The 11,886-nt window shown below is 34.2% G+C and carries 15 protein-coding genes; 12 read left to right on the top strand and 3 right to left on the bottom strand.

The window, feature by feature from the left end:
• The first annotated feature begins 29 nt into the window (after window positions 1-29).
• From CDZ89_RS12775 to CDZ89_RS12760, 4 genes are all read left to right on the top strand, one after another.
• Entirely contained in the window at window positions 30-599 is a 570-nt protein-coding gene (locus CDZ89_RS12775) for a LysM peptidoglycan-binding domain-containing protein (protein WP_096154828.1), read from the top strand.
• A 103-nt stretch (window positions 600-702) separates the two neighbouring features.
• A complete protein-coding gene (locus tag CDZ89_RS12770; protein WP_096154827.1) occupies window positions 703-1,935 on the top strand; it encodes an EAL domain-containing protein in 1,233 nt (410 codons plus the stop codon).
• 90 nt (window positions 1,936-2,025) lie between these two features.
• Window positions 2,026-2,265, top strand: coding sequence for a hypothetical protein (locus CDZ89_RS12765; protein ID WP_096154826.1), 240 nt, complete (start codon window positions 2,026-2,028; stop codon window positions 2,263-2,265).
• A gap of 188 nt (window positions 2,266-2,453) precedes the next feature.
• The gene (locus tag CDZ89_RS12760) at window positions 2,454-2,990 is read left to right on the top strand and encodes a DUF3993 domain-containing protein (RefSeq protein WP_157842732.1); all 537 of its coding nucleotides are present in this window, start codon (window positions 2,454-2,456) and stop codon (window positions 2,988-2,990) included.
• 396 nt (window positions 2,991-3,386) lie between these two features.
• On the opposite strand, the gene CDZ89_RS12750 is transcribed toward CDZ89_RS12760, so the two are convergent.
• Window positions 3,387-3,626: a glutaredoxin domain-containing protein gene (locus CDZ89_RS12750; protein WP_096154823.1), complete on the bottom strand. Its 240-nt coding sequence runs from the start codon at window positions 3,624-3,626 to the stop codon at window positions 3,387-3,389.
• Between the two features lie 369 nt (window positions 3,627-3,995).
• On the opposite strand from CDZ89_RS12750, the gene CDZ89_RS12745 reads away from it, so the two are divergent.
• The 5 genes from CDZ89_RS12745 to CDZ89_RS12725 all read left to right on the top strand — a co-directional run bounded on the left by CDZ89_RS12745 (window position 3,996) and on the right by CDZ89_RS12725 (window position 7,678).
• Window positions 3,996-4,235, top strand: coding sequence for a YkuJ family protein (locus tag CDZ89_RS12745; RefSeq protein WP_096154822.1), 240 nt, complete (start codon window positions 3,996-3,998; stop codon window positions 4,233-4,235).
• Window positions 4,236-4,264: 29 nt separating this feature from the next.
• Window positions 4,265-4,651 carry a YueI family protein gene (locus CDZ89_RS12740; protein ID WP_096154821.1) on the top strand — a complete coding sequence of 129 codons (387 nt, stop codon included), beginning with the start codon at window positions 4,265-4,267 and terminating at the stop codon, window positions 4,649-4,651.
• 355 nt (window positions 4,652-5,006) lie between these two features.
• On the top strand, window positions 5,007-5,525 hold the full coding sequence (locus CDZ89_RS12735; RefSeq protein ID WP_096154819.1) for a ribonuclease H-like YkuK family protein: 519 nt from the start codon (window positions 5,007-5,009) through the stop codon (window positions 5,523-5,525).
• 122 nt (window positions 5,526-5,647) lie between these two features.
• The gene (gene cbpB / locus CDZ89_RS12730; protein ID WP_096154818.1) at window positions 5,648-6,091 is read left to right on the top strand and encodes a cyclic-di-AMP-binding protein CbpB; all 444 of its coding nucleotides are present in this window, start codon (window positions 5,648-5,650) and stop codon (window positions 6,089-6,091) included.
• A gap of 84 nt (window positions 6,092-6,175) precedes the next feature.
• Window positions 6,176-7,678 carry an MDR family MFS transporter gene (locus CDZ89_RS12725; protein WP_096154817.1) on the top strand — a complete coding sequence of 501 codons (1,503 nt, stop codon included), beginning with the start codon at window positions 6,176-6,178 and terminating at the stop codon, window positions 7,676-7,678.
• Between the two features lie 334 nt (window positions 7,679-8,012).
• Here CDZ89_RS12725 and CDZ89_RS12720 read toward each other — a convergent pair whose 3' ends face one another.
• Together CDZ89_RS12720 and CDZ89_RS12715 are read right to left on the bottom strand one after the other, a co-directional pair.
• On the bottom strand, window positions 8,013-8,378 hold the full coding sequence (locus CDZ89_RS12720) for a VOC family protein (protein ID WP_096154816.1): 366 nt from the start codon (window positions 8,376-8,378) through the stop codon (window positions 8,013-8,015).
• Between the two features lie 11 nt (window positions 8,379-8,389).
• Window positions 8,390-9,115, bottom strand: a complete 726-nt coding sequence (locus CDZ89_RS12715; protein WP_157842731.1) for a sulfite exporter TauE/SafE family protein — start codon at window positions 9,113-9,115, stop codon at window positions 8,390-8,392.
• A gap of 122 nt (window positions 9,116-9,237) precedes the next feature.
• Here CDZ89_RS12715 and CDZ89_RS12710 point away from each other — a divergent pair, with 122 nt between their 5' ends.
• The 3 genes from CDZ89_RS12710 to dapD all read left to right on the top strand — a co-directional run bounded on the left by CDZ89_RS12710 (window position 9,238) and on the right by dapD (window position 11,861).
• Window positions 9,238-10,110, top strand: a complete 873-nt coding sequence (locus CDZ89_RS12710; RefSeq protein ID WP_096154814.1) for a LysR family transcriptional regulator — start codon at window positions 9,238-9,240, stop codon at window positions 10,108-10,110.
• An 86-nt stretch (window positions 10,111-10,196) separates the two neighbouring features.
• A complete protein-coding gene (locus CDZ89_RS12705) occupies window positions 10,197-11,018 on the top strand; it encodes a DUF368 domain-containing protein (protein WP_096156956.1) in 822 nt (273 codons plus the stop codon).
• Window positions 11,019-11,150: 132 nt separating this feature from the next.
• Window positions 11,151-11,861 (top strand): 2,3,4,5-tetrahydropyridine-2,6-dicarboxylate N-acetyltransferase, encoded by a 711-nt coding sequence (gene dapD / locus CDZ89_RS12700; protein ID WP_100333769.1) that lies wholly within the window; start codon window positions 11,151-11,153, stop codon window positions 11,859-11,861.
• The last annotated feature ends 25 nt before the right edge of the window (window positions 11,862-11,886 follow it).

Raw genomic sequence — 11,886 nt, 5'->3', positions numbered from 1 at the left:
CGGAAAATGCCGTTAGTGAGGTAGTGTAAATGAGCTTGTTTTACAAACATGAATGGGACGAAGAAAATAAAGAATTAACATTATTTATTAACCAAACTTTTGCATTTTATGAACTTGCCTCGGACTTAATACAAAATAAGAAAAATGAGTCACCTGTCAAACAAAATTTACTTGAAGCAGCAAGGGAATATGTTAATTCCCAGTTCGTTGATAAGAAAAAAGTAAAAACGTATCGAATTAAAATGCAAAATTTTTTAGTAAGTGTCTTTCAAGCAAAAGAATATGACGAAGGTCCGCTAGTAGATAATGATGTTACATATTACAAAACAAATAAAACAGTAAAAGTAAATGAGCTTGCGGAAGAATTATGTATTAATTGTAAAACATTACAATCAATAAACGATTTAACAGAGTCATTTGTTCCGAGTGGTACAAAACTTAAAATACCTATATACCATCATACTGTAGTCACGGCCGATAGCCTTAGAAGAATTGCTCAAAAATATGATGTAACAATGGAGTCGATAAGAGAAATCAATCAGTTGCAAACAGACTGTTTAAAAGCTGGTCAACATTTAGTCATTCCAAAACCTTGCTAATCTTTTTAGAACGTATCTAGGGATGCGTTCTTTTCCTATTTTTCAAAAGTTTTACCAAGTGATATACTTTTAGCATGAAGTGAGTGTGAAGGAGAATTATCAGATGTTAGATCCATTAGATATTATGTCAAATATTGAAGAGGTAGTTCCACATTTTCAGGCTATATTTAGTGCGGATGCCCATGCAGTGATTGGATATGAAGTGTTAGGACGCATTACATTAAAGGATGAAGTAAAAAGTCTAGGTTCTTTTTTTACTGATAAAAATGTTCCTGAAGAATATCAAATTGAGGTGGACCACCTTATTATTTACAAAGCCATTCAAAAGCTGATTTTGGACGATAGTACGGATGTGAAATTATTTATTAATCAAAACGCCTCGCTCTTATTGAAAGACCAAGGGGAACGACTGTTAGAGTTATTTTTGGAATATGAAAAAGCTGGATTAAACCTTTCAAGACTTGTCATAGAAATTGACGTGCCTAACTCTAATGATGACTTAGAGCTTTTACAACATTTAATACAATACTATAAAACATATGGTATACAAATAGCTCTTTCCCATATTGGCCATTCTAGTATGAATATGGACAAATTCTCTTTATTATCTCCAAGTATTTTAAAAATTGACTTAAAAATGTTGCGTAATTCTTATGATATTCAGACGCACCAAGACTTTTTACATTCTATTTCTATTTTTGCAAGGAAAATGGGGACAACGTTGTTATATGAAAACGTTGAAGCTTCTTTTCAATTACAATATGCATGGAGAAACGGTGGTAGGTATTATCAAGGGTACTACTTACATAAACCTGAACCGAACTTTATCAATTGTTATTATGGTAAAGAACTATTGACAGAGAAGTTTCAACATTTTGTCAGATATGAAAAAAGAAAATTGGAAGCTATTTTTCAGCTTGCCAACGAAATACAAGAGAAAGTGCAGCAATTTGCTTTGAAAAATAAATTGCCAGAAACTCGTGAATTAGTTGATCAGTGGTTACTGGAACTAGCAATCCCTTTGACTCCATACAGCTTTCGAATGTATCTATGTGATGAAAACGGCTACCAACAATCATCGAACATCAGTAGAAATGATGATGGAAAATGGACAATTCAAGAGAAGTATTATCTCAAAAATTGGAGCTGGAGACCTTACTTTTTAGAAAATGTAATGAAAATGAGAACAGGTAAAAAAGGGATACTGACTGACATTTATAGTGACATAGAAACACAAGAAACAATCCGGACGTTTTCTTACTCCATAAATCATTCTATTTTTTTATATGTTGATATTAGTTACAGTTACTTATATGAACATAATGATCTTTTGTAACGGTACCATTATTTGTATTCGACGTATTGGAATAGTTCCCCTGTCATTGTGAGAAGGTAATAATATATTGAAACAATGGGGTGAGCATGAATGGGACCGTTCGACTTAACTCTAGCTTTTTTAGCTTTAGCCTTAGTTGGAGTTGCGATAGTATATACGTACATGGTTGGAAGAAGAACAGACACGCAGCCTAGCGAGCGTGATTCGGAAATTAGTGAAGAAGTTCAAAAACATTATGTTCTACGTAATCCTGTATTTATCGCAATGTTCGTCGGAACAGTTTTAGTTTTGCTTTATATAGCTTATGCAGGTATGACAACTAGATGGTAATACTTAGAGTCCTTGAAAATGGGCTCTTTTTTGTGGAAATAAAAAGTTTGTCTTTTTTAAAAGAGGGAAAATGGTAAATACAAGCTTAATTTGTCAAAACAGACATTAATTTTACGAACGATTTGTAAACTTTTTAATGAATGAAGTTGTTACAATGGAAATATACAAGCAGGGGAGGAAAACAATTCATGAAAAACTTCAAAAGTTTGGCTTTAATTGCTTCTATATTTTGTCTATTCTTTTTAGGTAATATATATACAGTCGCTGATAATCAGTCTTCTAATGCGAATGAACCTACCCGCGAAGAAATTTTGGACATGCTTCAAGAAGCGTTTCATGCACAGTATATGCTAAGTGAAAAATACAGAGATTTGAATGAAATAGAAGAATTACTAAGTACTTATTTTACTACAGAATATATTAAAAAGTTTTCCACAGAACATTTATTTAAAGAAGAACAAGGCTACATAACTTATGGAACTGATTTTGCAATATTTTATGTCCCGTTTTATTCCTATGATGACAAAACAAAGGTAAAATTTGATGAAAAGAATAATGTGTATCATATATATGAGTTTTTCCGAAAAGAAACGGCTAGACCAAGTTTGTTCCCAGACCACTATCAATGGGTTTCTATAAAGAAAGGTCCAGAAGGCTGGCTAATTTATGATTACGGAATGCAACAAGAAACTCCTTCTTTTTTAAATGAATACGAAGAGTCTTAATAAAATGAATGCTTAATAAAACGAAAGAGAAGGAAACAGTTATTCTTGTTTCCTTCTCTTTTGTTGTGAAAGGCTATTATAAAGCTTAATGTAGAAAATTCAATATTAAAACCTGTTGATTTCCGTGCAAGGCTGAGACTCCTGCGGGAGAAGCGGGGAGCGGGAGACCCCCACAGGCGCTTGCGCCGAGGAGGCTCCGGCGCCTTGAAAAGTGAAAGCGGCTCGTTCAGCTCCGACAAGCATAAGAGAGGGGCAGCTTGAGGGCACACTTTGCCCTCGAGATTACCATGCTAGACTTGCGGAGCTACCCGCTAGACCTAGACACGCCCGCGGAAAGCGAAGCCTTGCGCGGAAATCAACAGCTACTTTAACACAGCATGGAAAAGAGTAGGGCTTTTATTCCTCAATATTTAAAATTTGAGCTAATGTTCTAATATCAAATCCTTTAATAACATCTTTTCCTACTACAACAGTAGGAGTAGAATAGGATTGTAAATCATTCATTAAATATTTTTTTGCATTTGTATCTTTTGAAATATCTATTTCTTTAAAAGAAATTTGATGGTAGGATAGAAATTCCTTCACAATTTTACAAGGTGGACAATCTGGTTGTGAATAAACAGTGACGTTCATAATAACCCCTTTCTAACGATAACTATGTAAAGTTTGAGCAATTACTTTATTTTTAGATTAAATTAGAATAAAATGATATAGTTGAGTTAACTTCATAAATATGGTTCGTTTATTGAAAAACGAATTATTATATTGTTATAATTTTGATGTGTTCGTTACTTTCGAGTAATTTACTTTTTATTATTACTTGTTATCATTCGTTTTTCGGTTAGTTGCAAAACATTATGAAACGAACTCAGTTAAATCGTAACTCAGCTATATTGAATTGGCAATAAAATTAAAAAAGTTAATGAGATTCTATTTCTTATAATACGAATAAGTGATTAACTATAAGGAATTATAAGGATAGGATGGAATAAAGGAGTGTTTTAAATGTCAGTACTTTCAGGAATTATTAAAAGACTAAACGATTTAAAAGAAACAGCAGTAGAAGGTCAAGAGCCGTCTCAACGTTTTTTTGAAGTGAACGGACACAGAGTTTGTAGCGTAAAGTATTTCCACAAAACAGAAATGTACGAATTAGAAGTTTATGGAGAAGGTAAAGGCACAGATACATACCAATTTGACAATATTGATATGATTGCGATTGAAATTTTTGATTTAATTTCTTAATGCTTATCTAATATAAGGAGAGAGAAACCTTGGGCAAAAACATCGATGATTATATAGACAGAGGGTTAAAAGGTGCTCCAGAACTTAAAGCAAGTGAAAGAAGAGAATATTTAACTCAGTTTAAAGAGAGAATTCTGCTTGCTTTAACTGATGGGCAGGTTATTAAGCCAAAAGTATATAAACCAATTGAAACATTGATGAAGCAAAATCGTAATTCTCATCTTTATTTAGATGGTAGGTTAAATTATCAATATTTATCTAAGTATATTCGATTAGCAAATGCTAATTCTATTCCTTTTACGATGATAGATGATTTAACTTCTACAACAAATATTGGTTTAGTACTTGCAAATCCTACGTATGTAGGAAAAGAAGACATTTTTGTTTCGAATGAAGAATTTATGAAGAATCTTTAATAGTATTTCAGGTATGACAAGTAACTTTACTCTTAAATAAAAAATGGAAAGAGTGGTTGATAAGATTTGTTTCCGTTAGTACATTGTCCTCAATGTAATAAAAAAGAGAAATTGGAATCTGTTTTAACAGCTCAATCTAATCAGAATGTTATATATAAGTGCCCTAACTGCTCTTATGTTCAACGTAACATTCAGACAAGTAAAGGTTAAAAATAAAAAACAAGCAGCGTAATCGTTGCTTGTTTTTTTGTGTTAAATGCTTTTATTCTATGAAGTTCTTCTAACGTGATAATCTATTAATTTCCTTGAACCCGCTCACATATAATGTAGTAGGATGTTACAAAGGGTGTGGGTTATGGGGAATCCTGATAAGTTTTATAACATTGTTTCAGGTTCGATTACATTTGAAGAAGTTTTTGAGAAAATTCACCATTTTATTTCACGTGATGTTAATGCGTCATATATTCTTTCCATTGGAACAGACTCACATGTTCATAACAAAGAAACAAGGTTTATAACAGCAATACACCTTCATCGAGTAGGTAAAGGCGCATGGGGGTGCATAAAATCACATGTAGTGAAACGGAAAATAAGTAATTTACACGAAAAGATCTCATTAGAAACAGCATTAAGTCAAGAAACAGCCTTTTTGTTTACTGCAGAGAAGCTTGAAAAGTTGCAAGAGTTACTATTACCAAACTTAGATGCTGGGGCTGATTTTCAATTTGAAATTCACATTGATATTGGTACAAAAGGTAAAACAAAAGATTATATTCAAGAAATGACAGGAAGAATTCAAGCAATGGGCATTGAGGCAAAAATAAAGCCAGACTCATATGCAGCATTCGGGTATGCGAACCGCTATACGAAATAAAAGTAGCTTGTTTGGAATGGGTAATAAAAGATAAAATAATAAATTTGTGCTACAATGGATATGGTCAAATTTATGTGAATGCATAATATGTTAGAGAGAAAACGTAGAGAGGAAGAACAACGATGATCAGCCTCCATAGTGGTGAATTTTTAGAAACAACAATGAAAGACCTTATTATCTCTGCTGAACGAGTAGCTCACGTACAATATAAAAACAACTTGGAACATGCATTGCTAGTACTTACAAAAACAGGCTATACTGCCGTGCCTGTATTAGACCCAACATATAAACTTAAGGGATTAATTAGTACTACTCAAATAATGGACGCAATATTGGGTCTTGAAAGAATAGAATTTGAACGATTAGATCAAATGGTTGTAGAAGATATCATGAGTAAAGATATCCCATTCTTAAATATAAATGATAAAGTGACGAAAGGATTGGAGTTAGTTGTAGACCATCCTTTTATATGCGTTGTAAACGATGATCATATATTAGAGGGGATATTAACGCGCAGAGCAATATTACTACGTTTAAACAGTCACATTAGACGTTTGAATAAGTAAACGGTAAACGAGGACCTTTCCTAAAGGTCTTCCTTTTTTAGGTTTAAAAACGTTTTTGTACATAGAGAGAGAGGAAGTAGAGAAATGGGACAAGCAGTCGAAGGGCAAAAGGGGAAGCCTGCAGTTAAAAAAACAAAGAAACCTCTCGTGCTAGCAGCTGTTATGTTAGCGATGTTTATGGCAGCAGTAGAGGCTACAATTATCTCAACAGCGATGCCAGCAATAGCAGCAGATCTTGGTGGGTTTTCTTATTATAGCTGGGTTTTTTCATCCTATTTATTAATGAACGCTGTTACTGTACTTATATATGGAAAGCTCTCCGATATTTTTGGCCGTAAGCCAATTATCACATTTGGAATTATCATATTTTTAATTGGTTCAGCTCTTTGTGGAGCGGCCACCTCGATAGAGATGCTTATTTTTTTTCGTTTTATTCAAGGATTTGGTGCAGGTGCAGTTATGCCTATAGCTTCAACAATTGTCGGAGATATGTATACGAAAGAAGAAAGAGCAAAAATCCAAGGGTATTTATCAAGTGTATGGGGTATTTCTGCTGTAATGGGCCCGGCAATTGGTGGATTACTTGTACAATTTGCCACTTGGAGGTATGTATTCTGGATTAACATTCCCCTTGGTATACTTTGTATTATCGTTTTATGGCTTTATTTACACGAAGAAGTAGAAAAGAAAAAGCCGTCTATAGATTATGGAGGAGCACTTCTACTTTTCGTTTCAGTTTGTACACTAATGTTTGTTCTTGTTGAAGGTGGAGTGAGCTTCGCGTGGAATTCAGCAATGATTATTGGCTTAATTTTATTATCTATTATTTCTTTTACGCTATTTATCATTCAAGAGAATCGTGCGAAAGATCCAATGATGCCATTTTCGATATGGAAAGAGCGGTCTATCTTAGTGGCAAATGTTGTATCGTTAACGACTGGGGTTATGTTAATAGGGATTTCTAGTTTTCTTCCTGCGTTTGTTCAAGGTGTTATGGAACGGCCACCAATTGTGGCAGGGTTCACATTAACAACGATGTCTATTGGCTGGCCGATTGCCGCCACTGTTGCAGGTCGCTTATTGTTGAGAATTGGCTTCAGAACAACTTCTATTATTGGTGGAGTAGCATTAATCGCAGGGAGTATTGTCTTTATGACTCTTTCTCCAGAAGACGGACCGCTATGGGCTGCGTTTGGTTCTTTCCTAATTGGAATAGGTATGGGCTTCTCTACTACAGCATTTATCGTTTCGATTCAGTCAACGGTTGAATGGAGCCAAAGAGGAGTAGCTACAGCCTCTAATATGTTTATGCGCACACTAGGTAGTACGATAGGTGCAGCGTTGTTAGGTGGTATTTTAAACTCTAGGCTTCAACAGCATTTATCAGAGAATGGTGTTGCTGATGAACTATCGATAGACTCTACGACTCTATTACTAGACGAAGAGCGACGTTCACAACTTTCCGATAGTCTTATTTCTATTTTACAAGCGGGATTAACCACTTCCTTACAAACTGTATATGCGGTAGTAGGTATATTCGCGGTAATTAGTTTCTTATTAATACTCTTGTTGCCGAAAAAAGAGTAGTAATGGAAAAAAGAGATTTGAAAAGTATTAGTAAATGAATCAATATCATAATTACGGTTCGTTTAATGAAAAACGAATAATTTAGTGTAATGCAAAATAATATGTTCGCGATGCTACCATTCGTTTTTCGTATGTAATCATACATTATGAAACGGACTCAAATAAACAAAAATTGTATTTAATTAAAACATAGTGCCGGTTGTGTAGACGACTCCTGCGAGAGCGGAAAGGCTGGTGAGACCCCGCAGAGCCTTTGGGTTCGAGGCACCGCCTCCCCCGTGGAAAGCGGCCACACAATCGGCACGACTTTTTACTGTTATTATAGTAGTAAAAGTTACTGCATTTCTAGAAACTCTATTCTATTTCCAAATGGATCTCTAAAGCTAAAACGGTCCATATTTGGGATTGGTTTTTCTTCGTTGATCTTAATACCTTTTTCTATAAAATAGTTTTTAATCTGTTTGAGATTTTGAACTTCAAATGCAGGATGCCTTTTACTCTCTGTTTTATTAGATTCTGTACCGATATGAAGCTCAATGTCACCAACTTTATACCATAAGCCACCGTTTGCTATTAAAGAATCAGGTTTCGCAATTTCTTTCATTTGAAGTATATCTGTGTAAAATTCTCTTGCTTTATCCTCTAATCCGTGATCAATACAAATTTGTACATGGTGAATTCTTTTATAATGAATATTCATTTCTATCTCTCCTATAGCTTGAAAATTAGATATACGACTATACAAATAGAACAAAACGTTAGTATATGTTTCCATGGTAAGTTTGATAGTTTTGGAGCTACTAAGACTGCTGTTAGTGCCCCTATGAAAGAACCTATTGCCAATGCCCCACCAACTCTCCAATCAAAATAACCAAAGGAAAAGTAAACAAGAAAGGACATAATGCAACTTGCGAATGTTTGAAGACGTGATAAACCGATAGAGGTAACATATGAATAGCCAGAAGATAAGAAGCTATGCATTAACATAATTGCTTGCCCTGGACCAAAAAAACCGTCATAAGCACCAATCATAAAATAAGTAGGGGAAAATAACTTCTTTTGCTTTCTAGAAATGAAACGGAACATATCTTTAGCGTTATTCAAGAAAATAGAAAAAATAAGTAAAAATAGCGCGATATATAAAAGAGTATGTTCTTCTAAAATGGATGCACCTATCGCACCTATGACACCTCCAGCCATTGTAAATGGTAATAAGGAAAAAGCTAGTTTTGCATTTACTTCTTTCTTTCTCCATAAGGCAAAAAAGCTACTAAATGAACTAAAAGTATTGGAGAATTTATTAGCGGCAATCGCACTATGAATAGGTACTCCTAAAAACAACATTGCGGGTAAACTTATAAGACCACCACCACCACCGAGCGTTCCAATAAATGTTGCTACAAAACCAATTAACGTAATGAAAAGGTACTGTTCCATTAATATCATCCTTTTCTCTCGACTTCTCTTTTATTTTATGTGTTATTAAGTCATAATGAAATTATAAAATAATTAACAAATAACATAAGATTTACTTATTGCGTATGAGGGAGGAGATAGTAATGAATACATCTGAATTTGAAATTTTGACCGTTCTAGCGAAAGAGAAAAATATGCGTAAAGCAGCAGAAAGGCTTTTTGTTTCTCAACCCGCTTTGTCCCAACGACTCCAATCTATTGAGAAAGGTTGGGGGACTAAAATTTTTATCAGAACTCAAAAAGGTTTATTAATTACACCTGCAGGGGAAAGGATTGTACAGTTTGCTGATGAAGTGTTACAAAGAGAAGGTAAAGTAAGAGAAGAAATTAATTCTTTGGATGATGAGAAAGTAAATGGAACGTTAAAGATTGCAGTAGCTACTATTATTGGGCAATATTGGTTGCCAAAAGTACTAAAAAGATTTATTAAACAATATCCACAAGCAAAAGTCTCACTTGTAACTGGATGGAGTAGTGATATATTAAAAAGTTTATATGAAGATGAAGTTCATGTCGGAATAATTCGAGGAAATCCTGAGTGGAAGGGTGTTAAGAAACATGTGTTGAGTGATACACTCTATTTAGTCGATACCGACATAACTACGATAGACGAGTTGGCTCATACAGAAAGACCTTTTATTCAGTTTAAAAGTGATTCAACATACTATCAAGAGATTCAAGTATGGTGGCGTCGACATTTTCCGAATGCACCAAAGCGAACAATCGTAGTAGATCAAATTGAAACGTGTAAGCAAATGGCATTGAACGGAATAGGTTATGCAATATTACCCTCCGTTACAATACAAGACAATGATACTCATATAAACAAAATACCCTTAGGAAACAATGAAACGGATGTATTAAAAAGGGATACTTGGTTAATTGGATACGAGTCAACTTTTCAATTAAAGCAAGTAGAAGCTTTCATGGATATATTAGAAGAATTCGCAGAATAGTTTTGGTAGATTAATCACAAGAAAAGTAGTAACATTATGAAATGTATAATTTAGATTAAGTGTAAGGGTGAGCATAGCATATGAAAATGGAATGGAAAAACCTCTATCGTGGGGTTATTATGGGAATCAGCGACTTAGTTCCGGGTGTAAGTGGGGGAACGATGGCGTTTATTTTAGGTATATATGAACAATTAATTAACTCTATCAACCGATTTTTTAGCCGAGATTGGTACAAACAAATACCTTTCTTACTACCTTTAGGTATTGGAATGGTAGCTGCAATATTTGCTTTTAGTAACCTAATGGAATTCTTAATGGAAAACTTTATTCAACCAACATCATTTTTGTTTATAGGTCTTATTTTTGGAATAATACCGATGTTAGTAAAAACAGCGGATATAAAGAATAACTTTACCAAGAGACATTTCGGTTTACTTTTTATTGCATTTCTATTAGTCGCCGCCATGGCACCATTTAAAAATAGTACAGAGGCAGTGATTATTAATGAATTAACATTTTCAACTTTTTTCCTTTTCTTTTTTTCTGGTTGGATAGCTAGTATGGCTCTATTATTACCTGGAATAAGTGGCTCTTTAGTGTTGTTAGTTATTGGCACGTACGCATCAGCTATTTCAGCTATTAGTAATTTCAACTTTCCAATAATATTTACATTTGCTGCAGGAATTATAATAGGTTTTATTCTTTGTAGCAAAATAGTTAGGTATTTGCTAAATCATTTTGCCGTTGGGACGTTTGCAGTCATTATAGGGTTAGTGCTGGGTTCTGCTGTTGTTGTATTTCCAGGAATATCATCAAACATAATAATGAATATTATTAGTATTCTTACTTTCATAATTGGATTTTTTATTGTTCGAATTATTGGAAGAAAGAATGATATGAAAATTTAAAATCTCAAAAAGAACTTAGAGTGTAAATTACTTGTCACACTATTTTTTGTTTGGTAGAGTAAAGGAATAATGAGCTTTCATAGTTAGTGAAAGCTCCTTCATTATGCAATACATACATAGGAGGACACAAAAATGAAAATGATGGATGCAAACGAAATTATCTCTTTTATTCAAAATAGTAAAAAATCTACACCTGTAAAAGTTTATGTACAAGGTGAATTAGAAGGAATTAACTTCGGCGAAGCTTCTAAAGTATTCGTCACTGGAAATACAGGAGTTGTATTCGGTGAATGGGCAGAGATCCAAGAAGCTTTACAACAAAACGAAGCAAAAATTGAAGATTATGTTGTAGAAAATGACCGCCGCAATTCGGCTATTCCTTTATTAGATATGAAGGGTATTAAAGCTCGTATCGAACCAGGTGCAATCATTCGCGACCAAGTTGAAATTGGTGACAATGCTGTTATTATGATGGGTGCGTCAATAAATATTGGAGCTGTTATCGGCGAAGGTACTATGATTGATATGAATGTAGTATTAGGTGGTCGTGCTACTGTTGGGAAGAACTGTCACATCGGAGCGGGAACTGTTCTTGCGGGTGTTATTGAGCCGCCGTCAGCTAAGCCCGTAGTAGTAGAAGACGATGTAGTAATTGGGGCAAATGCTGTAGTTTTAGAAGGTGTAACAGTTGGAAAAGGTGCAGTTGTTGCTGCTGGAGCGATTGTTATTGATGATGTAGCACCATATACAGTAGTCGCTGGTACTCCAGCAAGAAAAATTAAAGATATTGATGAAAAAACAAAGTCAAAAACAGAAATTAAACAAGAACTTCGTCAATTATAAAAAATAGGCAAAAGGCGTGGAGAAA

Origin of the sequence: Bacillus alkalisoli, assembly GCF_002797415.1 — a bacterium.
Taxonomy (GTDB): domain Bacteria; phylum Bacillota; class Bacilli; order Bacillales; family Bacillaceae_I; genus Bacillus_CD; species Bacillus_CD alkalisoli.
The sequence above is the reverse complement of the archived record's forward strand: the minus strand, read 5'-3'. Positions and strand labels throughout refer to the sequence as shown.